General features: G+C 71.7%; 29 protein-coding genes, 2 pseudogenes and 1 riboswitch. Of the genes and pseudogenes, 10 read left to right on the top strand and 21 right to left on the bottom strand.

The features are described 5' to 3' along the window. Positions 1-7: 7 nt before the first annotated feature. From ACH4DX_RS15135 to eno, 3 genes are all read right to left on the bottom strand, one after another. Positions 8-322 carry a hypothetical protein gene (locus tag ACH4DX_RS15135; protein WP_398122563.1) on the bottom strand — a complete coding sequence of 105 codons (315 nt, stop codon included), beginning with the start codon at positions 320-322 and terminating at the stop codon, positions 8-10. Between the two features lie 676 nt (positions 323-998). Then, the gene (locus ACH4DX_RS15130) at positions 999-1,700 is read right to left on the bottom strand and encodes a GNAT family N-acetyltransferase (protein WP_398155380.1); all 702 of its coding nucleotides are present in this window, start codon (positions 1,698-1,700) and stop codon (positions 999-1,001) included. A 107-nt stretch (positions 1,701-1,807) separates the two neighbouring features. Then, positions 1,808-3,115 (bottom strand): phosphopyruvate hydratase, encoded by a 1,308-nt coding sequence (gene eno / locus ACH4DX_RS15125; protein WP_398155379.1) that lies wholly within the window; start codon positions 3,113-3,115, stop codon positions 1,808-1,810. A 316-nt stretch (positions 3,116-3,431) separates the two neighbouring features. On the opposite strand from eno, the gene ACH4DX_RS15120 reads away from it, so the two are divergent. After that, positions 3,432-3,854 carry a MarR family winged helix-turn-helix transcriptional regulator gene (locus tag ACH4DX_RS15120; protein ID WP_398155378.1) on the top strand — a complete coding sequence of 141 codons (423 nt, stop codon included), beginning with the start codon at positions 3,432-3,434 and terminating at the stop codon, positions 3,852-3,854. Positions 3,855-4,001: 147 nt separating this feature from the next. On the opposite strand, the gene ACH4DX_RS15115 is transcribed toward ACH4DX_RS15120, so the two are convergent. Then, positions 4,002-4,622: a DJ-1/PfpI family protein gene (locus ACH4DX_RS15115; protein ID WP_398155377.1), complete on the bottom strand. Its 621-nt coding sequence runs from the start codon at positions 4,620-4,622 to the stop codon at positions 4,002-4,004. A 20-nt stretch (positions 4,623-4,642) separates the two neighbouring features. On the opposite strand from ACH4DX_RS15115, the pseudogene ACH4DX_RS15110 reads away from it, so the two are divergent. The 3 genes and pseudogenes from ACH4DX_RS15110 to ACH4DX_RS15100 all read left to right on the top strand — a co-directional run. Beyond that, positions 4,643-4,750, top strand: a pseudogene (locus tag ACH4DX_RS15110) (N-acetyltransferase); the annotation flags it as partial. Between the two features lie 194 nt (positions 4,751-4,944). Next, positions 4,945-5,886 (top strand): RimK family alpha-L-glutamate ligase, encoded by a 942-nt coding sequence (locus tag ACH4DX_RS15105; RefSeq protein ID WP_398155376.1) that lies wholly within the window; start codon positions 4,945-4,947, stop codon positions 5,884-5,886. A gap of 45 nt (positions 5,887-5,931) precedes the next feature. Beyond that, on the top strand, positions 5,932-6,693 hold the full coding sequence (locus ACH4DX_RS15100) for a GNAT family N-acetyltransferase (RefSeq protein WP_398155375.1): 762 nt from the start codon (positions 5,932-5,934) through the stop codon (positions 6,691-6,693). A gap of 8 nt (positions 6,694-6,701) precedes the next feature. Here ACH4DX_RS15100 and ACH4DX_RS15095 read toward each other — a convergent pair whose 3' ends face one another. Further along, entirely contained in the window at positions 6,702-8,141 is a 1,440-nt protein-coding gene (locus ACH4DX_RS15095) for an RICIN domain-containing protein (RefSeq protein WP_398155374.1), read from the bottom strand. 226 nt (positions 8,142-8,367) lie between these two features. Further along, positions 8,368-8,757 carry a hypothetical protein gene (locus ACH4DX_RS15090; RefSeq protein ID WP_398155373.1) on the bottom strand — a complete coding sequence of 130 codons (390 nt, stop codon included), beginning with the start codon at positions 8,755-8,757 and terminating at the stop codon, positions 8,368-8,370. Positions 8,758-9,046: 289 nt separating this feature from the next. Between ACH4DX_RS15090 and ACH4DX_RS15085 the strand changes: the two genes are divergently transcribed. After that, entirely contained in the window at positions 9,047-9,490 is a 444-nt protein-coding gene (locus ACH4DX_RS15085; RefSeq protein WP_398122553.1) for an ATP-binding protein, read from the top strand. A gap of 203 nt (positions 9,491-9,693) precedes the next feature. On the opposite strand, the gene ACH4DX_RS15080 is transcribed toward ACH4DX_RS15085, so the two are convergent. After that, the gene (locus tag ACH4DX_RS15080; RefSeq protein ID WP_398155372.1) at positions 9,694-9,921 is read right to left on the bottom strand and encodes a DUF5133 domain-containing protein; all 228 of its coding nucleotides are present in this window, start codon (positions 9,919-9,921) and stop codon (positions 9,694-9,696) included. A 337-nt stretch (positions 9,922-10,258) separates the two neighbouring features. Here ACH4DX_RS15080 and ACH4DX_RS15075 point away from each other — a divergent pair, with 337 nt between their 5' ends. Then, positions 10,259-11,068, top strand: coding sequence for an endonuclease/exonuclease/phosphatase family protein (locus ACH4DX_RS15075; RefSeq protein ID WP_398155804.1), 810 nt, complete (start codon positions 10,259-10,261; stop codon positions 11,066-11,068). 8 nt (positions 11,069-11,076) lie between these two features. On the opposite strand, the gene ACH4DX_RS15070 is transcribed toward ACH4DX_RS15075, so the two are convergent. After that, positions 11,077-12,048 (bottom strand): helix-turn-helix transcriptional regulator, encoded by a 972-nt coding sequence (locus ACH4DX_RS15070; protein WP_398155371.1) that lies wholly within the window; start codon positions 12,046-12,048, stop codon positions 11,077-11,079. A gap of 63 nt (positions 12,049-12,111) precedes the next feature. Between ACH4DX_RS15070 and ACH4DX_RS15065 the strand changes: the two genes are divergently transcribed. Beyond that, positions 12,112-12,525 carry a YybH family protein gene (locus ACH4DX_RS15065; RefSeq protein WP_398155370.1) on the top strand — a complete coding sequence of 138 codons (414 nt, stop codon included), beginning with the start codon at positions 12,112-12,114 and terminating at the stop codon, positions 12,523-12,525. Positions 12,526-12,610: 85 nt separating this feature from the next. After that, positions 12,611-13,447, top strand: a complete 837-nt coding sequence (locus ACH4DX_RS15060) for an MFS transporter (RefSeq protein ID WP_398155369.1) — start codon at positions 12,611-12,613, stop codon at positions 13,445-13,447. A gap of 45 nt (positions 13,448-13,492) precedes the next feature. Here ACH4DX_RS15060 and ACH4DX_RS15055 read toward each other — a convergent pair whose 3' ends face one another. Further along, complete coding sequence (locus tag ACH4DX_RS15055) at positions 13,493-14,356, bottom strand: S1 family peptidase (protein WP_398155368.1); 864 nt, start codon at positions 14,354-14,356, stop codon at positions 13,493-13,495. Between the two features lie 257 nt (positions 14,357-14,613). Between ACH4DX_RS15055 and ACH4DX_RS15050 the strand changes: the two genes are divergently transcribed. Next, entirely contained in the window at positions 14,614-15,360 is a 747-nt protein-coding gene (locus ACH4DX_RS15050; protein WP_398155367.1) for a DUF1838 family protein, read from the top strand. Positions 15,361-15,419: 59 nt separating this feature from the next. On the opposite strand, the gene ACH4DX_RS15045 is transcribed toward ACH4DX_RS15050, so the two are convergent. Then, the gene (locus tag ACH4DX_RS15045) at positions 15,420-16,172 is read right to left on the bottom strand and encodes a transglycosylase SLT domain-containing protein (RefSeq protein ID WP_398155366.1); all 753 of its coding nucleotides are present in this window, start codon (positions 16,170-16,172) and stop codon (positions 15,420-15,422) included. 4 nt (positions 16,173-16,176) lie between these two features. After that, positions 16,177-16,329: riboswitch (cyclic di-AMP (ydaO/yuaA leader) on the bottom strand. A gap of 422 nt (positions 16,330-16,751) precedes the next feature. Here ACH4DX_RS15045 and ACH4DX_RS15040 point away from each other — a divergent pair. Beyond that, positions 16,752-17,042: a hypothetical protein gene (locus ACH4DX_RS15040; RefSeq protein ID WP_398122545.1), complete on the top strand. Its 291-nt coding sequence runs from the start codon at positions 16,752-16,754 to the stop codon at positions 17,040-17,042. Between the two features lie 83 nt (positions 17,043-17,125). On the opposite strand, the gene ACH4DX_RS15035 is transcribed toward ACH4DX_RS15040, so the two are convergent. The 11 genes and pseudogenes from ACH4DX_RS15035 to ACH4DX_RS14985 form a co-directional block, all read right to left on the bottom strand. Beyond that, positions 17,126-17,734, bottom strand: coding sequence for an SDR family oxidoreductase (locus tag ACH4DX_RS15035; RefSeq protein ID WP_398122544.1), 609 nt, complete (start codon positions 17,732-17,734; stop codon positions 17,126-17,128). Positions 17,735-17,746: 12 nt separating this feature from the next. Then, entirely contained in the window at positions 17,747-17,872 is a 126-nt protein-coding gene (locus ACH4DX_RS15030; protein WP_398122543.1) for an SDR family NAD(P)-dependent oxidoreductase, read from the bottom strand. Further along, a complete protein-coding gene (locus ACH4DX_RS15025) occupies positions 17,869-18,132 on the bottom strand; it encodes an acyl carrier protein (RefSeq protein ID WP_398122542.1) in 264 nt (87 codons plus the stop codon). The genes ACH4DX_RS15030 and ACH4DX_RS15025 overlap by 4 nt, the downstream gene beginning before the upstream one ends. A 63-nt stretch (positions 18,133-18,195) precedes the next feature. After that, entirely contained in the window at positions 18,196-19,008 is an 813-nt protein-coding gene (locus ACH4DX_RS15020) for an SDR family oxidoreductase (RefSeq protein ID WP_398155365.1), read from the bottom strand. After that, positions 19,008-20,141 (bottom strand): beta-ketoacyl synthase N-terminal-like domain-containing protein, encoded by a 1,134-nt coding sequence (locus ACH4DX_RS15015; RefSeq protein WP_398155364.1) that lies wholly within the window; start codon positions 20,139-20,141, stop codon positions 19,008-19,010. Before ACH4DX_RS15015 ends, ACH4DX_RS15020 begins: the two co-directional genes overlap by 1 nt. Then, complete coding sequence (locus ACH4DX_RS15010; RefSeq protein WP_398155363.1) at positions 20,129-21,445, bottom strand: beta-ketoacyl-[acyl-carrier-protein] synthase family protein; 1,317 nt, start codon at positions 21,443-21,445, stop codon at positions 20,129-20,131. The genes ACH4DX_RS15015 and ACH4DX_RS15010 overlap by 13 nt, the downstream gene beginning before the upstream one ends. Further along, positions 21,442-22,452 carry a beta-ketoacyl synthase N-terminal-like domain-containing protein gene (locus ACH4DX_RS15005; RefSeq protein WP_398155362.1) on the bottom strand — a complete coding sequence of 337 codons (1,011 nt, stop codon included), beginning with the start codon at positions 22,450-22,452 and terminating at the stop codon, positions 21,442-21,444. Before ACH4DX_RS15005 ends, ACH4DX_RS15010 begins: the two co-directional genes overlap by 4 nt. Positions 22,453-22,571: 119 nt before the next feature. Further along, positions 22,572-23,711, bottom strand: a complete 1,140-nt coding sequence (locus ACH4DX_RS15000; RefSeq protein ID WP_398155361.1) for a beta-ketoacyl-[acyl-carrier-protein] synthase family protein — start codon at positions 23,709-23,711, stop codon at positions 22,572-22,574. Then, positions 23,708-24,070: a hypothetical protein gene (locus tag ACH4DX_RS14995; protein WP_398155803.1), complete on the bottom strand. Its 363-nt coding sequence runs from the start codon at positions 24,068-24,070 to the stop codon at positions 23,708-23,710. The genes ACH4DX_RS15000 and ACH4DX_RS14995 overlap by 4 nt, the downstream gene beginning before the upstream one ends. A 171-nt stretch (positions 24,071-24,241) precedes the next feature. After that, positions 24,242-25,301 (bottom strand): annotated as a pseudogene (locus ACH4DX_RS14990) (AMP-binding protein); the annotation flags it as partial. Next, on the bottom strand, positions 25,298-25,537 hold the full coding sequence (locus ACH4DX_RS14985; protein WP_398155360.1) for an acyl carrier protein: 240 nt from the start codon (positions 25,535-25,537) through the stop codon (positions 25,298-25,300). The pseudogene ACH4DX_RS14990 and the gene ACH4DX_RS14985, both read right to left, overlap by 4 nt.

Genomic DNA, 25,537 nt, shown 5'->3' with positions numbered 1-25,537 from the left:
CGGCGGACTACTTCTCGCGCAGGCCGTCAATGTCGGCGGCCAGCACAGCCATGTCGCGGACGTGCGTGTAGTACTCGGCCGCGTACTCGCCGTCGATCGCCGGGAGGACCCTCGCGAACACCGCCGTCAGCCGCGTCAAGCCCGCCCGGTGCTGCTCGCTGAGTGGGCCTTCACCAACGACGGCTGCACAGCCATAGACGTCCGCGTCGAGCAACACCATGTCCTGACCCTGGATGTCCGGGCCGCGGAAGCCGGACGGGAACGGCCTGGCCATGTGCTCGGCCATCGCTTGGGCAAGCGTGTCGAGCCTTTCTTCGAGCATGTGGGAAATCCTGCCGGACACAGGCTTGCGGCTCTGGACCGAATGCTCCGGCGGGCCCCGAACCGCACGCGAGCCCAATCCGGCGACTTGCGCGGTCGGCACTAGCTGTGAACCGCCGTCGTCGCCTCCAGGGGGAGCGCTCAGTTGTGACCTGGTTCACCGGCGCGGTGTCGTAGGCGTAGCCGAACGAGATCCGCACGAGTAACTTGCCGCCCATGATGCCGAGTTCCTCGCGTACGGTCGGCGTAGGAGCTCAGCAGCCCCTGCGGGCAGCTGTCCGCACGGCATCGGGCCGAAACGTCCGGTACGACGCGGCGGCGAGGGCACGGTGCCTGGGTACGCATCCTGGCCGCCGCCTCCCGCCTCTTCGCCTGCCGGGGGATCACCGCAGCTCCGTACGTACCGCCACGGTGACCGGCCTGTGCCACGCTGGTCGTACCGGTACACGGGCGCCAGGTCCGCGACCATGGAGGTCACGTCGTCCAGGTAGTCCGGCAGCCCCGGGCCGCCGTGGAGCAGGACCACGGCCGGCTGCCGGGTCGTGTCGCCCAGCGCCCTCCAGCTCACCTGCGCCGCGTTGGTCATCGACACGAGACCCCGCCTCTGCGTCACCGTCACCCGACCCGCGTAACCCATGCATGGTCTACGGGAGTCTGCCATCCAGCGGACCCTCAGGTCACGGAGTGCGATACCCCCGGAAGGTCACCGACGCGTGGTTGTCGAAACCGAGCCGTTCGTAGAGCGCGACGGCGCCGGAGTTCGCGTCGGCGACATGCAGGAACGGCCGCTCGCCACGGGACACGATGCGTTCCACCAACGCGAGCACCAAGCGGCCCGCGTGGCCCCGACCGCGAGCCTCGGGGGCCGTGCACACCGCACTGATCTCGGTCCAGCCCGGGGGACGCAGCCGCTCGCCCGCCATCGCCACCAGGTTTCCCTGTACGCGTACGCCGAGGTAGTTGCCGAGTTCGCCGGTGCGGGGTCCGAACGGCCCCGGCGCGGCTCGTGCGACGAGGTCGAGCATCTCGGGGACGTCGTCCGGGCCGAGATCCACCGTCACGGCGCCGGGTATCGACTCCGGAACGTCGAGCGGACGCCCGTCGGGCCAGATCATCTGCCGGCCCTCGAGTTCGAAGACGGGGTCCCAGTCCGGAGGCGGAACCGCCGGGTTGCTGAACATGTCGGCGAATCCGCCGCTGCCGAGCAGCCGAGCCAGGTCGGACCAGTCGGCCGCGTCGGGCTTGGTCGGCAGCGCGCAGAAGGTCGAGACCCCCGGCAGATACGTGGCCGCCTGCCCGAGCCGTCGGCCGAACTGCGCGTGCCGGCCGAGCAGGGACTCGGCCACAGGGTTGTCGATCACGGCGATATCACTGTTCACGCGCCTGATCCTTGCATCACTGCGCTCCTCACCGGCAGCGGGGTGGACCACTGCGCTCGCGGTCGGAACAGAGGGCGCTGTGACGGAACAGAGGTTCACGCGGCTGTTCACGCCCGGTGCAGTGCGGAGCGGCCCGCGAAGCGCGCCGCGTCACCCAGCTCCTCCTCGATGCGGATCAGTTGGTTGTACTTCGCCGTGCGGTCGGAGCGGGAGAGCGAGCCGGTCTTGATCTGACCGCATCCCGTCGCCACCGCGAGATCCGCGATGGTGGTGTCCTCCGTCTCGCCCGAGCGGTGCGACATGACGGCCGTCCAGCCCGCCCGGTGGGCCGTGGCCACCGTGGCGAGCGCCTCGGTCAGGGTCCCGATCTGATTGACCTTGACCAGGACCGAGTTGCCGACGCCGGTGCGGATGCCCTCGCGCAGCAACGTCTCGTTCGTACAGAACACGTCGTCGCCCGTGAGCTGGCAGCGGTCGCCGACGCGGGTGGTCAACTCGCGCCAGCCGTCCAGGTCGTTCTCCGCCATCGGGTCCTCGATGGATACGACGGGGTAGGCGTCGATGAGCTTCGCCAGGTAGTCGACCTGCTCGGAGGGGGAGCGGCGCACTCCCTCGCCCCGGTAGTCGTACACGCCGTCGCGGAAGAACTCCGACGACGCCGGGTCCATGACCAGGCCGATGTCCGTACCGGGGCGGTAGCCGGTGCGCTCGATGGCGGTCAGTACGAAGTCGAGCGCCTCCTCGGCGGTGCGCAGCGCGGGCGCGAAGCCGCCCTCGTCGCCCACGCCCGTGGAGTGCCCGGCGGCCAGCAGGTCGCGGCGCAGGGTGTGGAAGACCTCGCTGCCCATGCGGACGGCCTCGGCGAAGGTGTCCGCGCCCACGGGCACGATCATGAACTCCTGGAAGTCCAGGGGATTGTCGGCGTGGGCACCCCCGTTGACGATGTTCATCATCGGCAGCGGCAGGAGGTGGGCGTCGGCGCCGCCGAGGTAGCGGTAGAGGGGTTGGCGGTGGGCCGCCGCGGCGGCCTTGGCGGCGGCGAGCGAGACGCCGAGGACCGCGTTGGCGCCGAGCCGGGACTTCGTGGCGGTGCCGTCGAGGGCGACGAGCGCGGCGTCTAGGCCCGCTTGGTCGGCCGCGTCCCGGCCGCGCACGGCCGCCGCGATCTCCCCGTTGACGTGGGCCACCGCGCGGTCGACGCCCTTGCCGTGCCAGCGCGCGGAGTCGCCGTCGCGCAGTTCCACGGCCTCCCGGGCGCCGGTTGAGGCACCGGAGGGGACGGCCGCGCGGCCCAGGGAACCGTCCGCCAGGACGACGTCGACCTCGACCGTGGGGTTGCCCCGGCTGTCGATGATCCGGCGGGCGGTGACGGTCTCGACGGCGGCGCTGACGGGCGTGACTGCCTGTGCGGACATGGGAGGCCCTCCCGGTTGTCGTATGCCGTGGCCCCTGCTGCGACAACGCTGGCGCTGAGCCCGACGGGGGAACCATACAGCAATGCTGTGCAGTTTGGCTGCGCAGCTTTGCTGTTCAGATGTGCTGCCCAGATGTGCTGTTGAGTTCGCCTGGCGAATTCGCCTGTTGAGTTCGCCCGGCGAGTTCAGGTGCTGAGCCGGACTGTTGCGTTCGCTGTTCAGCTCGGCTGTTCAGCGTGACTGCGCACCTGACCCGCCCGGCATCTACGCGCAGGTCAGGTGCACGGTTTCACCGTTCGGCGGGGTAAAATCCCCCATGCCCACCTCGGAAGCCGCCGCCATCGCCGCCGAACTGCGCACCGCCATGGGCAAGCTGACCCGACGTGTCAAACACGAGGACCGCATCCCGCTGGGCCAGGTCGCCGTGCTCGGCGCGCTCGACCGCGAGGGCGCCATGACCACCAGTGACCTCGCCGCCAACCAGCACGTACGTCCCCAGTCGATGGCCCGCGCCGTAGGTCTTCTCATGGAGCAGAACCTGATCACGCGCCGGGCGCACCCCACGGACGGCCGCAAGTCCCTCGTGGAGTTGTCGGACGCGGGCCGGGCCGCGCTCGAAGCGGAGCGCGGCCGCAGGGTCGGCTGGCTCGCGCAGGCCATCGAGGCCGAACTCAGCGAAGCCGAGCGGGCGTTGCTGGCACAGAGCGCGACCCTGCTGGAGCGACTCGCCGCCCGCTAGCCCCGCGCGCAGGCCCCGTACGCCAGCCCCGCACGCAGCTCCCGTACGCCAGCCCCGCGCGCAGGCCCCGTACACCAGCCCCTTGCGCAGGTCCCGCGCGCAGGCCTCGACACCGAACGTGCCCGCGCCCGGACGGGACGGTGGTGCTCAGCCCAGGGTGCGGGCCCGTTCGAGGACCTCGGCGGGGGCCTTGGCCACCGAGCCGGAGTCGAAGGGGGGCTGCGGGTCGTACTCGGTGTAGAGCTGGATCGCCTGGGCGGTCACCTCGTCGGTGAGCAGGGCCGCGAGTCGGACGGCCATGTCAATACCGGAGGACACCCCCGCCGACGTGATCACCCGGTCGTGCCGGACGACGCGCTCGGCGGTGTAGACGGCGCCGTACGACTCCAGGGAAGCAGCGGCGTCCCAGTGGGTGGTGGCGGTCAGACCCCGGAGCAGACCGGCCGCGCCGAGCACCAGGGCACCGGTGCAGACCGACGTGGTGAACCGGGTGCCGGTGTGGATCCGGCGTACCCAGTCGAGGAAGTCGTGGTCGTCCACCATGGTGAGGAAGCTGCCCCCGCCCGGGATCAACAGGACGTCGCAGCGTTCGACTTCCGAGTACGCGGTCGGGACGTGCACCGGCAGGGAACCCAGGACGTCCTGCACGAGCCCGGGTCGGGCCGTGACGAACCGTACGGTGGCACCGGGGACGTACCCGAGGATCTCGTACGGGCCGATCGCGTCGAGCGGCTCGAAACGGTCGAACAACGGTATGACGATGTCCATGCACCGCAGCATAGCCAGCACTGGACGGCGGCACGCTCGTCGGCACCGCCACGCTGTGGGGCAGAGACAACCACCACCGGAACGCGCACATCGGCCGCGGCCTGCTGCCTCGGCCAACGTCAAGGGGTGGGCTCCGGTCTGTCGTACACTCGGCGGGCTCCCGCGAGCGGGACAGGACCGCCCAGCGGCCCGACCCGCAGGCGGTGGCCGCGTAGAGATGGCGGCCCGCAGGCGGTGGCCGTGAAGAGGCGGCGGCCCGCAAGCGGTGACCGTGCAACGACGCGGCCCGCGAGCGGTGGCCGTGGAGAGATGAGGAGCCGGAGTGGACACAGCGCGCCACGCCCCGACGGCCGTTGCGGCGCCCGCCGACGTGTGGATGCTGGTGCGGCAGCGTCCCGCTGTGCTGCGGCGCTCCACCCGCGAACTCGCCACGGCGCTCGCCGACGCCCACGGCCCCCGCTTCGCGGTCTGGCACACCGACGAACTGCTCTTCGGCGTCCAGGGCGGAAGGCTGGTGCTGCGCACCCTGGGCGGCGCGGATCTGCCCGCCCCCGCCGTGGTGTGCGTACGCCAAGTGGCAGGACCCATGCGCAGCGACCGCGAGGTCACCCTGCTCCGGCACCTCGAACGCATGGGCAGCACCCTCGTGAACCCCCTGGACGCCCAGCTCAAGTCCCGCAACAAGGTCTGGCAGCTACAGGAACTCGCCGTGGCCGGAGTGCCGGTGCCCGACACGCTGTCCTACGCCACCGCCCCGCTGGAAGGCGTCCTGCGCAGCCCCGACCTGAGAACGCCGTGCGTGGTGAAATCCGTCAGCGGCGCCAAGGGCGGGCAGGTCTTCCTCGCCCCCGACCCGCAGCTGCTGCGCGAGGTGGCCGGCAGTCTCACACGCGAGACGCCCTTCCTCTTCCAGGAGCACGTGGCCCCCTCGCACGGCCGCACCCTGCGCGTGATCGTCGTCGACGGCGAGCCCGTGAGCGCGGTGCTGCACACCTCCCACAACGGCACCCTCACCGCCAACATCGCCAAGGGCGGCACCGCCGACGTGTGCACCGGCCGCTATCCCAAGGCGGACGAACTGGCCGTCCGCGCGACGCGCGCCCTCGGCCTCGACATCGCCGGGGTGGACCTGCTGTTCGCCGCCGACGACACGTACACCGTCTGCGAGGTGAACGCCGTTCCGGGCTGGCGACCGGAGATGACGGCTTCGATCGCTCCCGCCGTCACGGCGTGCATCGCCCGAAGGATGTCTGCCCGCGACTGAGGCCCGGTTGAGGCGCGCCGGTGGACGGCTGCCTAAGCTTCGCCCATGCCGGACTCAGAGTTGCAGCGGATCCACTCCTTCCAGTCGGCCTTCGCCCGTCGCCAGGCCGCGCGCGTCGTCGACCTGCCGGGCGGATTCGCCGTGTACGACGACGACTTCGCCCACTCCCGCGCGAACAACCAGGTCTATATCGACGAGACCGCCGACTTCGAAGCGGTACCCGCCATCGCGGAACAGGCGCTGGGGCAGCTGTCGCACCGGTTCGTCTCCGTCCTCGACGACGAGGCCGGAAAGGCGTGCGCGCAACCGCTGATCCGCGCCGGATACACCCACTTCAGCTACCTGATCATGCTGCACGAGGGCCCCGTGCCAGGCGGCGGGGGCGCGCACGAGGTGGACCTCGACGCGCTGCGCGGCCCACTCACCCGGCGGTGGCGCGGCCTTCTGCCGGACGTCGGCGACGACGTCGTCCACCACCTCGTCGACCGGCGCGAGGCCCGCCGCCGCGGGGCCGACATCGTCCGGTTCCTCGCTGCCCGCACGGAGGAGGGCGAGGTCGCCTCGTGGGCCGACCTCTATCTGGACCCGGCCACCGGCATGGCCCAGATAGAGGACCTGATCACCGCGGAGGCCCACCTCAGGCGCGGGTACGCCGACGCCGTCCTGACCTCCGCGCTGCGCATGGCCGCCGACAAGGGCTGCGCCACCCGGTTCCTGACGGCCGACGCGCAGGACTGGCCACGGCAGTGGTACGAGCGCCGCGGGTTCTCCGCCGTCGGCCGCTCGCACTGCTTCCAGCGCGGCTGACCCGGAACTCAGTCCTCCGAGGGCCGCACGATCTTCCACTCCTGGTCGTCGGTGTTGGAGCAGGTGAAGAGAGTGAGGTGGGCGCCCTCGCCGCCGGTGCTGTAAACCGCCACGTCCAGACACTCGTTGTTGCTGGCGAAGTTGCGGATCCAGTAGTCGCCGCTCCTCTGCTTGTCGAGCCACCACAGTTGGTTGTCGGCGGTCGTTCCCTCGCACTCGTACTCGAGGATCGGCGACCTGGTGGGCTGCGCACCGTAGTCCGGCAGGTCCACGCACTTGCGGTCCTCGACGTTGCGGATCTGGAAGAGGGCCGAGCCGCCGGGACCCCGCTTGCTGTACTTGACCTCCAGGTCCCACCGCTGGGGGCCGTCGGCGCTTTCGTCGCAGCCGGACTGCACCACCCGGCCCGCCGAATCGGAGTCGCTCGCCGGGAGGGACGCGCACATGTCGGTGGTGGCGTTGCGCAGCAGGATGTCGGAGGCGGGAAGCACCTTCTTCTTGGGCTTCTTCCTGGCCCGCGGGGACTCCTTGTCCCCGCCGCCCCCGCCCCCGCCGCCCTTCTCCTCGTCCGGCGGATCCGACTCGGCGGGAGCGTCCTCCTCGGGGGGCTCCGGCTTCGTCGGCTCGTCGGACGGCGGGGGCGGCTTCAGCGACGGCGACGGCGGCAGCGCGTTGGCGGCGGCTTGCGGCTGCTCCCGGGCGCTGCTGCCGACCTTGGGCTTGTAGGTGATCCACAGCATGACGAAGGTGAGGGCGAGCGCCAGGAACACCCCGAGGAAGGTGGCGAGCCAGCGAGGCAGGAAAGTCCGCTGTACGTAGGTGCCCTCGACGTCGAGCGGCGTCACCCCCGACCGCTTCACCGCGAGGGTGTACGGGCGCTCCTGCTTGGACCCGAACCAGATGATCTCTCGTGGTCGCAGCGTGGCCTTCACGAACGCGACACGGCCCGGTTCGATCTGGATGTTGCTCGGGTGGATGTCGTACGAGAGCTGCTCGCTGTTGTCGCTGCCGCTCAGCGACGCGGTCACCTTGGTGTTGCCGAGGTTGTCGACGGCCAGCTTCGACCGCCCCCGGAAGCGGCCCTTCACCGTCGGCGGCACCAGTTCGGCGCGCACCTCGGTGAACGGGGTGATCGTCAGGTTCCCCTCGGGGACGGTCACGGCCTCCGGGTGCTCGGTGGGGGTGATGCGTACCGCGTAGGCGTTCGGACCTGCCGTCGCGTCGGGGGTGCGCGGCGGGGCGAGGGTGAGCTCCACCGTTCCCGTCGTGCCCGGGTAGAGCCGCAGGGAGGGAGGCTCCACAGTGATCCACTGCGCGAGGGCGCCGACTGGCTCGAAGCGGTACTCGTCGACCACGTCACCGGTGTTGCGCAGACGCAGCTGCACCGCCGTGCTGCTGCCGGGCTCCACCGTGGCCGATGCTGGTTCAAGGGAGGTCCAAAGGCTCACTGCTCGACGCTAAGGCAGCGGCGGGCGGCCGACAGGAGCCATAGAGGCAGACCGCTGTGCCCGCGCGGGCACGGGTGCCGCCCCGGAGGGTCCCGCGCCGTCCGCGCGGATGCGGCGGCCCTGCGCCCGCCCGTGGGCGCCCTGGCCCGTCCCCGCCGCCGCGGCCCGCTTCCACGGCACGGCCCGTACCGCGTACGCGGCTGGTCGTACGCCGTGTCCTTGCAGGTCAGCGCCCGGTCTGGTCGAACGCGTCGGCCTCCAGGCCGAGGTTCTCGGGTGTCGTGTCCAGGACGTTGCCGTCGAGGAGGTCGACATCGAGGGCATCCTCGCCGGTGGGCCGGCGGGTGTCGGCCGGGGTGGAGGTGCCGGTGCTCTTGGCGCTCTGGCCGAGGAGCGGCACCTTGAGGGCGTCGGTGAGCCTGGTCACGGCATCGGTGAGGCCGGTGAGGATCCCGTTGAGGGCGCCGAGTCCCGCCGCGGGGTTGGGGGCGGGGTCGGCGGGCTGCTGGTGGGCGGCGGCGGGGGCGGCCGGGGCGGCGGCGGCCGTCGCGGTGGTGCCGAGGAGGGCGAGCGAGGCGAGGAGCGCCGTCGCGGCGGCGCGGGGCAGAGCAGACATGGCAGCGGTGCCTTTCGGTAGGGAGTGTGTCCCTAAACAGGCTGTGCGTCCCCCTCCGCCCCGGCCACTCTGCGAGGGCCAGCCGGGTCTGCGCGCCGGGGGCGTAGGTACGGGGCTCGCGCGGAGCCGCGGCCCCCGTCGGAGCCGAGCTGCGGCCCCCGTCGCAACCGAGCTGCGGGCCCTCTCGAAACCGGTTCGCTCCGGCCCCGGTGTCCTGGTGATTCGTGGGTACACGGTCCGCGTGAAACAGGACTGCTTGGGAAACAAGGCGGACCGCAGGTACGAAACCGTGGCCGTCGACGATCGGGACGCGCCGGCAGGCGACGTCCTCTCGGTGTCCGCGGCGTTCGAGGACAGCGAGGACATCGGCGCCGCCCGGGATCTGGCCCGGGGCTTCCTCGCGGACGCGCGGGCCGTGCACGGTCTTCCCGTGTCCAGCAGGGCCATGGGCACGGTGCAGCTGGTGGTCAGCGAGCTGGTGACCAACGCCCGCAAGTACGCTCCCGGACCGTGTCTGCTGACACTGGAGATCCAGGCGGGCGCCGTCACGGTCACCGTGTGGGACAGCGGCACCGCGCTGCCCTTGATCCTGCCGCCGGACCCGGCCCGGGTGGGGCAGCACGGCCTGGAGATCGTCATCGCTGTCTGCGAGGGCTTCGCGATGCGTCGCGAGCCGGTGGGCAAGCGCGTCACCGCGGTGGTGGCCCTGGCCGACGGTCCCGCCAGGGCCTGACTATGGTTCCGGGCAGGGTGGCGTGACTACGGTCCCGAGCGGGGCGTGACTGACGGCCGCACGTAGCCGACTGCCCGTAGACCGACTGCCTGTACGCCGAGTGCCCGTAAGTCAAGCGCCCGTCAGTCGAGCGCCTGTAAGCCCGGCGACTGCCTGTAGGCCTCGCCGGCCGACCGGGCCCACGGTCGGCCGGCGGCCGCAGATCACGCGGCGAGGACGGAGTCGTCCCCGGTACGAGTGCCGGGAAGCTGGTTCCGGGCGGCGACGAGGGCGGCGTCGATGTCACGGGTACCCGTCGACACGCACAGCGTGTAGGCGACGTCGTCCATCCGCTGCCGAGTCTCCGCGGTGCCCTGCTCCGCGTGCAGGGCGCGCAGCGTCTCGTACCGCTCCACCAGGTTCTTCAGCACGGCCGGGTGTGCCATGAGCATGGGGTGCCTCCCTCTCAGCCACTGATCACAGGGGTTCATGCATCGCCCCTTGTGCCCCGGCCGTCCGCCGACATTCCTCGCGCCTTCTGTGGCGTCGGCTACACGGGCCCCGGGGTCGCCTCCGCCCGCCCACTCTTGCACCGATGCCTCCGTGGCCACCGACCGGCAGCCGTTCCGGGCCGCGTGCGAGGGGCGCTGGAGATCCGGGGCACCGTACGCGGTTCCGACAACTCCGTCGCATAATCTCGTGCCTGGAGACGTCAGAAGCCGTCAGAAGCCGTCAGAAGCCGAGGAGGCAAGGGTGCTCGGAAGAGGTACGCGGTTGCTCGCGGGCGCCATGGCCGTGGTCTGCCTGCTGCTGATCGGACCCAGCGCACCGAGCGGTGCCCTCTGGGCCAGGTCGCTGCCCGTGGGAGAGGTCAGGGACGCCGTACCGAACCGGGTCATGACGTGGAACATCTGCAACCCGTGCGACGAGAACAACGTCGGCAGGGCCGCGGAGATCGCCGCGTACGCGCCCCAGGTCATCGGCCTGCAAGAAGCGTGCGTCCGTGACGTGGAGAGGATCAGGGACTACCTGAAGAACCTGCACGGGCTCGTGTACCACGTCGAGTACGGGTCGGTTCTCCGCAAGCGGAGCCGCTGCGGGGGGTGGCCGTGGAGCCCGGGGGCCTTCGGCCAGGCGATCCTCTCGGCGGCGCCGATGACGGACCGCGTGAACGTGGAGTACCCCGAAGGCGGATCCGAAGACCGTGGGTACATGGCCGTCACCACGCGGGTGGGCGGCGAGCCCGTCCGCGTGTTCAACACCCACCTCGCCCAGCGGCGCCAGGAGGCGGTCCGGGCGGGCCAGACCCGCGTACTCGCGAAAGCGGTCGCCCGGCACGAGCGTGCGATCGTTCTCGGCGACTTCAACGCCGTCCCGGACACCCCCGAACTGACCAGGATGTGGGCACGGGCCACGGACGCGGACCCCCAGTGCCTTCCCCTGCCCACCGGACCCGGCACCTGCGAACCGACCACCGACTGGCAGCTCAAGTTCGACTACGTCTTCCTGCGGGACTTCGTGCCGCTCAAGCAGGGCGTGCGTCCTTCTCCGTACTCGGACCACCATCTGGTGCACACCGACCTGGCCCCGGCCCGGTAGGCCCGACGTCACTCGTAGCCGGCGGCCATCGCGGCGGCGCGGTCGCGCAGGGAGTCGCGCAACCACTGCGGGGTCAGGACCTGCGCGCTCGTGGCGAGTTGCCACAGCGCCCATTCGGCGTGCCTCGGATCCTGGAAGGTCACCTCCAGGCGCAGCCTCCCGTCGGCGTCGGCGTCGGTCACTTCGGCGAGGACGGCGAGCGCGGTGCCCACAAGGTCCTCGCGCCGCGACCGGTCCACCCGTACGAGGACGGAGACTTGGTCGCCGCCGGTCCTGAACCGTGTGCTGCGCTCCTGCCAGGCCCGGTCCAGGTCGACGCGGTCCGGGCGCTGTGCCGGTGCGGTGAGTTCCTCGGCGGCCACGACCCGGGACAGCCGGTAGGTGCGGTCCGCACCGGACCTCGTGGCCAGCAGATAGCCCTGGCCGCGCACGGTGACCAGGCCGATCGGGTCCACCGTGCGCCACTTCGGGGCCTGGTCCACGGCCGCATAGCGGATGCGCAGCTTGTGTCCGGCGAACACCGCGCGCCGGACCTCGGCCACGACGGTGTCGGGCACCTCATCGGCGTCGACGCGGCGCGCCAGGAGGTCGGTCTCCGGGTCGATGAGCAGGCGCTGAGCCGCACCGGCCGCGGTGGCCCGATAGCTCTCCGGCAGCGCGTCGACCACCTTGCGCATGGCTGAGGCGAGCGCCGTACCGAGGCCGAACGCCTGGGCGCCGCGCCGCGATCCGGCGACGAGCAGGGCCAGTGCCTCGTCGTGGTTCAGTCCGGTGAGCTCCGTCTGGAACCCGGGCAACAGGGCGAACCCGCCGTGGCGGCCGCGCTCGGCGAAGACCGGGACACCGGCTGCGGACAGCGCGTCGATGTCGCGCAGCACGGTGCGGGTGGACACCTCCAACTCCCTGGCGAGCGCGGCCGCGGACATCCGGCCGTGCTGCCGCAGCAACAGCACCAGGGATACCAAGCGGTCGGCGCGCATGCGTAAAACTCTACGGGAATACGTGACACAGGGTGTCGTGTATTGCTTGGGAAGCTGAGCGGCATGACGAACAGGAACATGCCGAACAAGAACATGACGAACAACGACTTGAGGGACAAGGACTTGACGGACAAGCAGGCTGCCGTCGAGCCGAACGACCTGGGCAGGTACTTCATCGAGCGCGCCAACGCAGGCGATGTCGACGGACTCGTGGCGTTGTACGAACCGGACGCCGTGCTGGCGTTCCCCCCGGGGAACATCGCGACCGGACACGCGGAGATCCGCAAGGTGTACGAGCAGTTCGTCGCCGCCGCGCCGGTGCTCTCGCCCGGCAGGCAGCACCCCGCGCTGGTGAGCGGCGACCTCGCGATGACCGCGGCCACGCTGACCAATGGTGACATCACCGTCGAGATAGCCCGTCGTCAGCCGGACGGAACCTGGCTGTGGGCCGCGGACCAGTCGGCGCTCGCGCCGTGACGGGGGCCAACGGTGGTGTGAGCACCCGCTGTTAGCCTGCGCTCATGATCAAGGGGAGATCGCCCGGCCGCGACCGCATAGCTCATTGGCGGGAAGCAACAGGTCAGAGCGTGTTCTGATCCTGGCAAGCTTCGTGAACCGAGTCGGCAACGGCCTCTTCAACACGGCGGCGGCGCTCTACTTCACGCTGGTGGTGGACCTACCGGCAGCGCAGGTGGGCGCCGCCCTCACCGTCGCGGGCCTGATCGGTCTGCTCGCCGGGATACCGGGAGGCCACCTGGCCGACCGACGCGGGCCCCGCACCGTCATGATGCTCGCCCTCGCGGTCCAGGCGGTGGCGATGTCCGCGCTCGTGCTGGTCGAGAGCTGGGCGGCCCTCACGGTCGTCGCCACCCTCGACCAGCTCGCCGCAGCCGTCAGCGGCGCGGCCTGGGGAGCCCTCGTGGTCAGGGTCGGTACCGACCGTCCCGCGCTGTTCCGGTCGAGACTCCGTACGTACGTCAATCTGGGCGTCGTCCTGGGAACCGTGGGCGCCGGCTTCGCCGTCGCGGCGAACACGCGTACCGCCTACGTCGTGCTCATTCTCGGCAACGCGGCCAGTTTCGCACTGTGCGCGCTCCTCCTCTTCCTGCTCCCCGCCTACCAGGCGTTGGCGGCACCGCCGCAGCAGCGCTGCTGGTCGGCGCTCAGCGACCGTCCGTTCGTGACCTTCACCGTCCTGCACGGTGCGATGGGCCTTCAGTATCCGGTGGTGTCCCTGCTCCTGCCGATCTGGATCTCCGAGCACACGGACGCGCCGCGCTGGACCGTAGCGGTGTCCGCGATCAATGCCGCGGTCTGCCGTCGGGCCCGCACTCGAACGCTGGGGTACGCGGAACCGACCTTCCTCCCGACAGGGTGCAGCGGCTGCCGACCGGCGTGAAGAAGCAGACCAGGCGCACGCATAGTCGGCCGGACCGTGCGAGTGTCAGACCGTCGGTGTCGCCGGTGTCGCCGGCGCCGCGTGTGCTGCCTCGGCGGCTGCCCGAACCGGGACGACACGGGAAAGTCCGTGTGCCGCGAGCACCTTGCGGAACGGCTTCCAGACGGCGGGGTCGGAGAGATTGGTGAACAGCCCCGGGCAGGTGTTCGTGTCCCCGCTCACCAGGCCGTGGACCACGGCTTTGCCGCGCGAGGGCGGCGCGAACAGCGGTCCTCCGCTGTCCCCGGGCCCCACCCGCCGCTCAGGGGTACCGGCGCACACGAAGTTCTTGTCCCAGGTCCCGCCCTCGGTGTCGAACTCGGTGACCGGGAGCGCCGTCTCGTGCAGGCGCGTGGGCTTGGCCTCGCTCTCCAAGTCGGTACGCCCCCAGCCCGCCGCCCGGAGGAGGCGACCCGCCTGCGGCTTCGCCCCCAGGGGCGGGAGGCTCGCGCTCTTCTGGCGGGCGGGGGAGTCGAGCACGATGAGACCCAGGTCCGTGTTGGTCTCGGTCGAGAACGCGGGGTGGCTGTGCACGGTGAAGTGGTCCTTGGTCACCACCGTCCCCTGGTCGGTAGTCGCGTCGGACCGCCCCAGGACGACCCGGATCGTGACCTTCCCCTGTTCGGCCCACTTCGAGCAGTGCGCGGCCGTGACGACCACCCGGCTGTCGACGAGCGCACCGCCGCAGTAGTGCGACCAGCTTCCGTCGTCGTCCCGCTGCTGTAGCTGCACCACGAAGGGGCGTTCACCGTCCCCGACCGGCTTGCCGCCGACGATCGCGGCGGCGGAGGGCACGCTCGTCCACACCAGGCCCAACGCGCCGGCGCCTGCCAGGGCCGTGCCCGCTCGGCGACCCATTGACGTGCGCAAGAGCCCACTCCTTTCGTCTGCCGCCGGGTGCGAGTCCGACGGTCCCGTACCGCGGTCGGCACCTGCCGTCCGCGTCCGTCGACGATCCTGGGCTTCCTGTGCCTCCGCCTGGCATCCACCACGTATCAGGCACCCCTCGGCGACCGCGCAACCTCCTCGCTCACGCGCAACGCGCCCACGCGTCCACGGCGGCGTCCGCCCGGGCAACGTCCACCCCGGGCGAGGCCCCCCGCCCTGGGGCGCGCAGAGTACTCCGTATGACGACACCCGCAGAGCTGCTCCGCTCCTTCGCCCGGACCCGCGCCTCGCTCGACGGTGCGGAAGTCACGTACTGGTGGACCGGGAACGTGTACTCCTGGGCTCCGGACGAGCCCTACCAGCACGTCTTCGGCCTCGAAGGGCTCAACGTCGCCCGCCTGGTCCGGGACGCCGACGCCGGCCAGGACGCCTACCGACTGCTCACCCGTGAGGCCGCCTTCTACCTCGACCCCGCGAGCCGCGAGATCCTGGAGACCTGGCAGGACCTGCCGGTGGTGCACATCTGGAACGACCCGGCGAACCAGAAGTGGCGTCCCTTCCCGATACCGACGACGGAGCTCGACGGACAGGTCTGCTTCAGCCTGGAGATCCCGCTCGCCTACCCCTCGCCCCTGCCCGTGGCCCAGTACCCCGTCCACTCGGCGGGCGACACCTACAAGGCCCTTGAGCTCTTCCAGTTCTTCGCCGACCGCGCCGACCTGGCCGGCACCGCGCCGAGCGTCCCCGCCACCATGTCGTGGACCCGGATGTCCCCATGGCTCCCGTGGATGGCCCGAGGGCAGCGGCCCGGCGGGCTCACCTTCCACTGCCGGGGCCGCAAGCTCGGCTCGTACGCCGAGGTCCCCGACCGCACCCGCGCCCACATCGCCGACCACCACCCGGAATTCGCCCACGCCCCGGAGAGGTGGAGCGAACCGAACGAGACCAGCTGGACGTACTTCCGCAAGCTCAACCCGACGAGCTAGCCGTTGCATTAGCGCCCTGCGAGTGCGGGTCCCCAGAGAACGGTCCGCGTGCGGCAGCCTCAGTACGGGCCGTTGACGTTGTCGATGGAGCCGTAGCGGGCGGCCGCGTAATTGCAGGCGGCGGTGATGTTGGCGACCGGGTCGAAGCTGTCGAGCGACGTGCCGGGCAGGCGGTAGGTGGTGAAGGTGGGGCCGATGACCTGGAGGAGCCCCTTGGACGGGGTGCCTGCGGCGGCGTTTACGTCCCAGTTGTTGATGGCCAGCGGGTTGCCCGAGGACTCACGCATGATGTTGCGGTGGATGCCCTCGTAGGAGCCGGGGATGCCGTGCTGGGCCATGAGGTCGAGTGACTCCCTGATCCAGCCGTCGAGGTCGTTGGTGTAGGTCTTCTTCGCCGGGGCGGCGGCGGGCTCGGCGAGCGCGCTGTCGCGCTCGGAGCGGTCCGCCCGCTCGGCGGAGGCGGCCGGCTTCTCCGCGGGCCCGGCCGGGCCCTTCTTGCCGAGGGTGAGCTCGATGCCGGCGTGGATCACCTTCGGGTCGGCGCCGATGACGCCGCGGTTGTCCCGGTAGAGCTTCTGCCAGCCGCCGCTCAGGGAGTGCTCGCGGGCGATCTTGGAGAGGGAGTCACCCGCGACGACGACGTAGCTGTCGGGGGCCGCGGCGGGCTTGGCGGCCGTGTGGGGCTCCGCCGCGGCGGCGGTGGTCGCGCCGAGCACCGGGAGCGCGAGGACGGCTCCTCCCGTGCCTGCGGCGGCGATGCCCCGGGCGAGCGGGCTGGACTTGGGACGACGGTGCTTTCCCTTTGCGGGCATGGCGCATTCCTCTCCGTCGCCTACGAGGTGAGCTGTCGGGTTCGGACGGGAGATGTCCGGTCGCGGCGTGCGCGACTTCACCCCGAGCCGTTCCGGAAACCGGATCGGCGTCTTGCCTGGGTCCCCCGCTCCTGCCGTGCGTAAGTGAGTGATCGGAAAGGTTTCCGGACAGCGGCAGGATTCGGCGTTCCATCCGGATTGACGGTGACGTTAAGCGAGAAAGTCCCGGCGGAACAAGACCAGAATTGCGGAGAGGAATGCACCAGGTCCGTTCCTGGTGATCATATTCCCCGGCCCTCTTTGATCGATTGGCCCAATCCTCTTTGCCAGAAAGGGAGTGCGCCCCATGCGCTCTCCCGAGAGCCCCGCGAGGGCGTCTTCATTGGTGTGACTCATTTCACGGGACGGGCGCGGGGTGAGGTGTCGCTCGTCACGTATCGGGGCGCGTCGTGTCGCTGATCATCGCGCAATACGGGTGATGTTTTACGTACGCCAACAACAGCATGAAGAGGCGGATTTTCGGTGCAAAAATGGACATAGTGCAGCCGCATTGTCAGTGGTGGCTGCAAGGCTGAGGGCATGAACGGCGATGAGCAACTGCTGCGCGGCCGGGTGTACGGGCACGACCACGACGACCCCGGCCCGCTGGCCGACCAGACGTATGCGGTGCTGACGGGCGGGCCGTTGGACGGACTGCTGCTGCGCATCACGGACCGGCGGCCCAAGGACGTGGACGAGGGCGTCGCCCTGCCCACCGAACTCGGACGGTTCCCCGGCGGCCGGTCGCTGTACGGCCCGCGGCCCGGCGAACCCCGCAGGCCGGGCCCGGGCGTGAGTTGCCGCTTCCACTACACCGGCGACGTGCCCTGACCGCGGTCGCCCTGGCGTAGAAGAATGGAGTCGGGGAATTCCGTCGGGAGGAAGCCATTGGGGTCGCCGGGGAACCCGCGGGCTCAGAGCGAGAAACCGCCGTCGATTCCGAGGACCTGCCCCGTGATGTAGGCGGAACGGCGGGAAAGGAGGAAGGACACCAAGTCCGCTACCTCGTCCGGTGTTCCGGGTCGGCGCAGCGGGATCCTGCTGATCTGCTCCTTGCGTTTCGCTTCGCTGAGTTCAGCGGTCATGTCCGTCGATATCATGCCGGGCGCAACACAGTTGACGCGTACTCCGAACCGGCCGAGTTCCTTCGCGATCGACTTCGTGAACCCGATGATCCCGGCTTTCGACGCCGCGTAGTTCGACTGGCCGATGTTGCCGTGGATGCCCGCCACCGAGGAAACGGTCACGATGGCCCCGCTGTCGTGCCGCATCAAGGAGCGCGCCGCGGCACGGCAGATGTGATAGGTGCCGTCGAGATTCGTACGGAGCACCGTGTCCCACTCGTCGTCGGCCATCCCGGCGAGCGGCCGGTCCCGTACGACACCGGCGTTCGCCACCACCGCGCCGATCGGGCCGAGTTCGGCCTCCGTCTCGGACACGAGTTCCGCGGCCCGGCCCGCCACCGAGACGTCGGTCCTGCGGGCGAGCACCCGCGCCCCGACGCCGCGAGCCTCGGCCGCCACCGCCTCGGCCCGCTACGGCGTGGAGAGGTAGCAGAACGCCACGTCGAAGCCGTCGGCCGCCAGGCGGAGCACGGCGGCCCTTCCGATGCCGCGCGAGCCGCCGGTCACCACCGCGACAGGCCTGCTCCCGTCGGTCATCGGGCTGTCCCGAGCTTGGCGGAGACGAGTTGGTGGATGGCCGCCAGGGTGGTGAGCGACTTGATCTCCTCCTCGTCGATGGTGATGCGGTACGTCTTCTCGATCTGTACGGCGACTTCCATGGCGGTGAGTGAGTCCACGGCGAGGTCCGTCCTGAGGTTGGCCTCGTCGGTGACTTCCTCGGTGGGGAGTTCGAGTTCTTCGGCGATCAGCGCGCGCAGGTCCTCGCGGTTGACGCCTGCTGTCGGGTTGCCTGACACGGTGCCGTCCTCCTTCGATCTGGCCCTTGTGGTGTCGCTCTTGACGCTCGGCCCCGGTTCGCTTCAGACGACGAGTGCTTCTCCGCCGTCGACCCCGATGACGTTTCCGGTGAGCCAGGGCGAGTCCGAGACGGACAGGGCGACGATCGCCTCGGCCACGTCTTCGGCGCGCGTCAGCCGACCGCCCGGATTGACGCCCCGGCAGTGGGCGACGAGCTTCTCGTTGCCCGGGATCCTCAACAGTGCCGGGGTGATCGTCGTGCCCGCCCGGATCGCGTTCACCGCCACGCCCCGGGGGGCGAGTTCCACCGCCAGGTTGCGGACATGGGACTCCAGCGTGGCCTTCGCCGCCGCGACGGGCGCATAGCCGGACAGCACCCGGGACCCGCCCGCGCTGGTCATCGCGAAGACCTTCGCCCCCCGCGGCAGCAGCGCCGCCCGCACCAGGTCCTGGATCCAGTACACGAGACTGTGCGCCATGACGTCGACCGTCATCGTCAACTGTTGCTGCGTGACCTCGGGCACCTCTTCCTCCTGGCCGGTCCGCGCGGGGAGGAGGGAGGTGAGCGTCCCGTAGGCGACCGAGTGCAGGACGATCCGGGGCCCGACACCGGACGTGAGGTCCCGGATGACGGGGACGAGTTCCGCGCGAGCCCTGGGCGCCGCGATGTTGCGGTTGAAGAAGTGTGCCTCCACGCCGAGCCCGCCCAGGGTCTCGGCATACTGCTCCGCCCGCCGCTGCTGTCCCTCGGCCAGGTCGAAGTGCACCCCGATGACGTTGCAGCCCGCTTCGGCCAGCGCCCGCGCGGTCTTCTTGCCCATGCCGCTGGACACGCCGAAGACCAGGGCCCAGGAACCCTTGAGGGGAACGAACATCACTCTCCTCCCTTGGCGGCCGCCGCCCGCGGCGCGCGCGGTCCGGGTGAACTCCCGCCTCGTGGTGCGACGGTCAGCTCGGCGTAGGCGAGCGTGCCCTGGGCGGAGGCCGTGAGTACCGCGCGCCGGGTGGGGGCCGTGTGCGCCTGCGCGAACAGGCCCACGACGCGCCGCAACGGGGTGAGGCAACCGGCCTGCGCCGGTGCCGGGACGACGACGACCTCGCACGCGCCGTGCAGGTGGTCGAGCCACCGTGCGGCGGCCGTCCCCACTGCGGAGTCGTCGAGGACCGCGTCGACCCGGCCCGGTGGGGCGTCGCCGACCAGCGGGCCGAGGACGGCGTGGGCGTCGTGCGTCGCCGCACCGGGGGCAAGGAAGGCACTCCGTACCCGGCACGTGCCGTAGCGCGCGTGTCCCCCCGCGGCGGGTTCGCAGTGCAGCACGGCGGCGCCCGCCTCCGTTCCGGGGGCGAATGCCTGCGACGGCGGCACGGAGGCGGGCGCCCGCGACGGCGCTCCAGGGGACGGTGGCTGCCACGGTGCTCCAGTGGCGGGCGGCTGCCACGGTGTTCCAGGGGCGGGCGGCAGCGCCTGAGAAGGTGAGAGGGCCTCCTCGACCGCGCCCACCAGGACCGCACGGGCCCGGCCCGCCGCGACGGCGCGAGCCGCGATCTGCAACGCCTCGAGACCGGCCGTGACAGGGGAGTTGACGGTCAGGTTGAAGCCGGTGATGTCGTGCTCCATCGAGAGCCTGCTGGCGAACGAACTCATGGCGATGAAAGGGCTGCTGGACGGAGACATCTGCGCGGCGCCCTCCCGCATGATCGTGCGGTCCATCGCCTCCAGCAGGGCGGCGCCGGTGTTGTTGATGGCCACCGCCGCGCCCCGGTGCTCGCGCTCGGTCCGCGCGAACCGGCCCCCGGCGTCACCGACCGCCAGCCTCGACGCGGCAAGGAGGTACTTGCACGCATCGGGCAGCCGCCGGTAGCCGCGCCCGGGCAGGGCGACCTCCGCCTCGAACCAGCCGGGGGCCGCCGCCCCGGCGGGAGCCAGCGCGTCCGCGGGCCCGCAGACGCCCGGCGCCGCCATGCCCATGCCGACGACGGCCAGTTCACCGGTGCTCACCGTGACCACTGCGACGCCTCCCCACCGACACCCTCGGCACCGGCACCGGCACCGGCACCGGCACCGACACCGACACCGGCACCGACACCCTCGACGATGCTCTCGCCCTCGATGTCGCCCTCGCCGTCGACGAGGCCCTTGACCACGAAAGACGTGTTGTTGCCGCCGAACGCGTAGGTGTTGACCAGGACGGCGGGCGCGGCCGGCGGCACGGGACGCTCCTGGGGGAGCCAGACGTCGCACTCCGGGTCCTGGTCGATCGGAGTGTTCGCCGGGACCCGCCGGTGGCGCAGCATGAGGGTCGCCGTGAGGCAGGCGAAGGCGCCTGCCGCACCGGTCGTGTGACCGATCATCGCCTTGAGCGAGAAGAGCGGCAGCTCACGCATCCGTGGCCCGAACACCCGGTGCAGGGCCTGGCTCTCCACCACGTCGTTGAGCGGTGTTCCCGTCCCGTGGGGGATGACGCAGCCCACATCGGCACCGCTCAGCTTCGCGTCGGCCAGCGCGTCGAACATCGCCCGGACGATCTGGTCGCCCGAGGGGTCGGGGGCGGTCGCGTGATAGGCGTCGCAGCTCCAGGCCGCACCGGCCAGCTCGGCGTACGGTACGGCTCCACGCCGCCGGGCGTGATCGGCCGCTTCGAGCACGATCATGGCCGAGCCGTCGCCGAACATCGTTCCGGCCCGGCTCCGGTCGAACGGCCGGCAGCGCCGCGGATCCGCGGCCCCCAGCCGGTTGAAAGCACCCATCCTGGCCCGTGTGGCCCCCTCGGCCCCGCCGACCAGGACCGTGCTCGCCTCACCCGCACGGATCATGTCGAGCCCGATCGTGAGCGCGTACCCGCTGGCCGAGCAGGCGTTGCCGACACTTGTCTGCGCCGCACGCGAGCCGATCGCCGTCCCCACGACGGCGGCCGCGGGCGTCAGCGTCGTCCAGGTCGTCCGTCCCGCGCTGCGCTGGAGCTCCTGCATGTCCGAGTTGCCCAGCTCGACGCCGAGCACCACGGGAACGGTCTCGCGTGCCCCGTCCTCCACTCCGGCGTCGGTGAGCGCCTGTTCGGCCGCGGCGATCGCCAGGCGGGGGCTGCTGCCGAGCTCCACGCCGGCATGGCAGGACGGCTCGGCGGGCACCTCCGCCCGGTCGACCAGATACATCTTCCTGGTCCGCATGTTGAGGTGGGGCAGCGGAATCGCCTCCGGCTCCCCGCCACCCGCGAGCAGGCCGTTCCAGTACGCGCCGACCCCGGTGCCCAGGCAGGAGATCGCACCCAGACCGGTGATCACGACACGGGGGTCGTCGTCGAACGGGTTCATGTGTCCCTCCCGCGAGGGGGCGTACGTACGGTCGGCGTGCGTACGCCTCCCCGAGGGGGCATGCGCTCTGCTTCCCCAGGGGGTGCGAGTACCAGCGCCGAGACCGAGGTCCCGTCGCTCTCCCCGGCCCCGGCGCCCGCGACGGCGAGCACCGCCCCCGCCGTCCGGCCCCCCGAGGCCGCGCCCACCGGCTGCCCCGTCGAGGCCCCACCCACCGGCAACCCCGCTCCCGCCCCGGCATCCGCACCCCCCGCCACCGCCTCCCGTTCCAGCTGCTCCACGGCCATCGCGCACTGCACCACCCCCAGCGCGCCCGAGCACCGCCCGAACCGTGCGGTCGGATCCGCGTCCAGGCGCCGGACCGCCTCGGCGCCCGCTGCCCGGACGGCGGACCGCTCGTCGGCCGCCCTGCCGTATCCGGCGATCTCCGCGCGGATCCGGGCACCGCGGTGCACGGCGTGCCGCACGGGCTCGATCACCAGACCCACGGCCCCGTCGATCCACCGGGTCCCCGCGCTCTCCCCGTGCAGCCTGGCCACGGGCGGAGTGCTCGGTTCCACGCCTATCACCAGCGCCACCGTGGCCCGGCCCGCCGCGATCAGGTTCCGTGCCGCGGCCACGGCGTCGAGCCCGCCCGAAGCGCCGTTGCACAGCGTCAGATTGGGGCCGCGGATGCCGTGGTCGAGGGCGATCCAGGCCGCTGCGACGGCGCTGGAGAGGTGCGGTACGCGCATCGGGCTGACGTCCCTGCTGCAACCGGCGGCGATCGTCGTGACGGAGTCGCACACCGCGTCCAGATTGCCGAAGTTGCTGGAGACGACCACCGCCGCACCGTCGAGCTCCGGCGCGCCGATGAGCCCGGCGTCATCGAGCGTCCCCCGGGCCACCCGCACCGCGAACCGCGACGACCGGGCCTTGTGCCGCATGCCGCGTACGGCGAGGGCCGTCACCGGATCGAAGCCGGGTCCCGCCACCGCCCAGCCCACACCGGTGATCGCGGTCCGCACGGCAGCCGGAACACTCGCCGCGTCGCCCCTCGCACCGGCCGCGTCGCCCCTCGCACCGGCCGCGTCGTCCCTTGCACCGGCCGCAGCACCACTCGCGCCGGCCGCATCGCCCCGCCCACTCATCGCGTCGCCCCTTCCACGATCGCCACGGCGTTGATCCCGCCCATGCCGACGGCGTGCACCTGCGCCGTGCGGAACGGCCCCGTGGCAGGGCGGCCGGAGACGACCCGCAGTTCCTTCACTTCCTCGATCGGGTCGGTGAGATCGCTGACCGCGGGCAGGGTCCGGGAGCGCATCGACTCCAGGGCCACGACGAGGTTCAACAGGCCCGCCCCACCGGATATATGGCCCGTGCCGCCCTTGACCGCGGTGACGAGGGGGCCGGGATCGGAGGCTTTGAACACGTCCTGCAACGCGACCGCCTCGGCCAGGTCGCTCTGCGCCGTGCCGCTTCCGTGCACGATGACCAGGTCGATGTCATCGGGCACGACCACCGCGCGCGCGTGCGCGTCCTCGATCGCCCGGCGGATCCCCGCCGGATCGGGCGTCTTCGGATGGGTCGCGTCACAGTTCATGCTCACGCCCCGGACCAGGCCGTGCACCCGGCCGGGGTGCGTACCCGCGCGCCGCAGCACCACCGCCACCGCGCCCTCTCCCATGATCATGCCGCGGCGGGACCTGTCGAAGGCCCGGATGGTGTCGGGCGGCGGGAACTGGATCCGGTCGAACCCGCCGAAGGAGCTCTCGGGGATCGCGTCGGTGCCCGCCACCACCACGGTGTCCGCCTCGCCGAGGGCGATGAGGTCGGTGGCCATCCCCAAGCCGTAGAGCGAGGCCGCGCAGGCACTCACGACGGTGTGCACGTCGTGCAGACCGAGGGCGGAGCGCAGGGCCGCGGTGAAGTGCAGGTCGGTGGGGGAGAGGGGGCCCTCGTGCCGCCACCACAGCTCGGCGGTCCGCATCTCCCGGTGCGTGGTACCGACCAGGACCGGCAGCCCGGGCTCCGGTTCCGGCAGGCCCGCGTCGGTCAGGGCCTCCCGCACCACGCGGACGAGCCAGCGGGTCACCCACAGCGGCTCGTCCACACCGGGGCGCACCCGGTCCTGCACCTCGTACGCCGCCCCCGCGCGGTACTTGGACACGTCGAACGCCGACAGCGGCGCCAGTCCGGAGCGGCCCGAGCACAGGGCGCCATGGATACCGGCGACGGTGTCGCCCAGCGCGCACACCGCGCTCATCCCGGCGATCTCCCAGCTCATGCGCCGCCCTCCGGACTGCTGACGGGGCCGCCGCCCTCCGGACTGCTGACGGGGCCGCCGGGCCCGGGGCGGAGCCGGAAGCGGGCCAGCTTGCCGTTGGCGGTGACCGGGAGTTCGTCGATGACCTCGATGCGGGACGGCCTCTTGTACGGGGCGAGGCCTGCGCGCAGTGCCGACCTGACCGCCTTGCGGGCCTCGTCGGGGCGGGCCGGGTCCCGCGGCACGACGTACACCGTGGCCTGCTCGAGCCCCGTCCGGTCCGTGGTGCCCACGACCGCGCAGTCCGCGGCCTCCGGGGCCGCCCGGACCACGCGCTCGATCTCGGCAGGCGCGATCCTGTAGCCGCCGAGCAGGAGCATGTCGTCGGCGCGGCCCACGTGGCAGAGGTCGCCGCCTGCCGCGCGGTAGGCGATGTCACCGGTGTAGACGCCGCCGTCGGCGAACGCGCGGGCGGTGTCACCGGGCCGGTCGAGGTAGCCGAGCGCGGCCGACTCCGTGGCGAGGTGGAGCCGGCCGGGAGTCCCGTCTTCCACCGGGCTGCCGGCGTCGTCGCGGACGGTCGCGGTCACCCCGGGAACCGGGAAGCCGATCGATCCGGGACCGGCGGCCCCGCCCCGGCCCACGGCGGCAGCCACGACCGTGTGCAGGACCTCGGTCGCGCCGAACCCGTTGATCAGCGGCACGCCGAACGCCTCGGTGATACGGGCGCCGAGACCGGCCGGCAGATGCTCCCCGGTGGTCACGGCCAGGCGCAGCGAGCCGGTCTCGACCGCCTTGCCCTTCGCCGCGAGTTCGAGGAGACCGGCGTAGAGCCAGGGTACGGAGAACAGCACGGTCGGCCGGTGCGCGTCCAGGGCCGCTGCCACGCCGTACGCGTCCGCCTGCCCTTCGAGCAGCACCGAGCTGGCGCCCGCCGCGTACGGGTACAGCAGCGAGTTGCCGAATCCGTACCCGAAGGAGAGCTTCGCGGTGGACAGCACGACGTCGTCCGGGGTCAGGTCCAGGAGGCTGCCGACGCCACGCAGGATCGCGTGCACCGCCCGCAGGCAGTGCCGTACCCCGCGGGGCCTGCCCGTGCTGCCGGAGGTGTACTGGACCAGCAGCTCGTCGGTGGCGCCGAAACGGGCAGGCGGTGGCGTGGGCCCGACCGCACGTGCGGGGCCGAGTGCGGTGCGGAGCCCGGGGCGCCCTGCCGCCCGCCTCTCGGCGTCGATCGCGCCCAGCTCGTTCCGCAGGGCCGCCGCGTGTTCCGGGACGACGTTCAGTTCGGCGAACTCCGCCTCGCTGTCCCGTGCGACGAAGGCGACCCGCGGGCCGGAGCAGCGGGTGCAGCACGACGGGCACGCACCCGTGCCACCACAGGGCGAGAACGGCGGTGATCGCTGCGACGCAGTCGTCGGAGACGACGACCGCGCGGCAGCCGGGCCGCACCCCCACAGCCCGCAGCCTCCCGGCGCGGTCCGTCACCGCGCCGAGCAGATCGCCGTAGGTCACTGCACCGACCCGGCCGTCCACCCCGCAGCGGCGGTCGCGGGGATGGCCGAGCAGCAGCAACTCGACCGGGTTCGCGGTGCCGGTGGCGGCGTTCATGTCACTCGGCGCCGATCGTGCAGCAGCCGCATCACATCGCCCACGCTGTCCATCAGGGCGGCGTCCGCCGGGGCGAACTCCGCACCGCAGGCACGCTCCAGGGCCACGATGAACTCCGCCTTGTGGAGCGAGTCCATCTCCAGCTCCGCGTAGAAGGACCTGTCGATCCCGACATCGGCCACGTCGATCTCCAGGACGCCCGCCACCAGCTCCTGCACCTGCCGGTCGGTCACCAC

The sequence above is a fragment of the Streptomyces sp. NPDC017940 genome (assembly GCF_044328435.1).
Taxonomy (GTDB): Bacteria; Actinomycetota; Actinomycetes; order Streptomycetales; family Streptomycetaceae; genus Streptomyces.
Note: the sequence above shows the minus strand (reverse complement) of the source record. Positions and strands in the feature narration are given on the sequence as shown.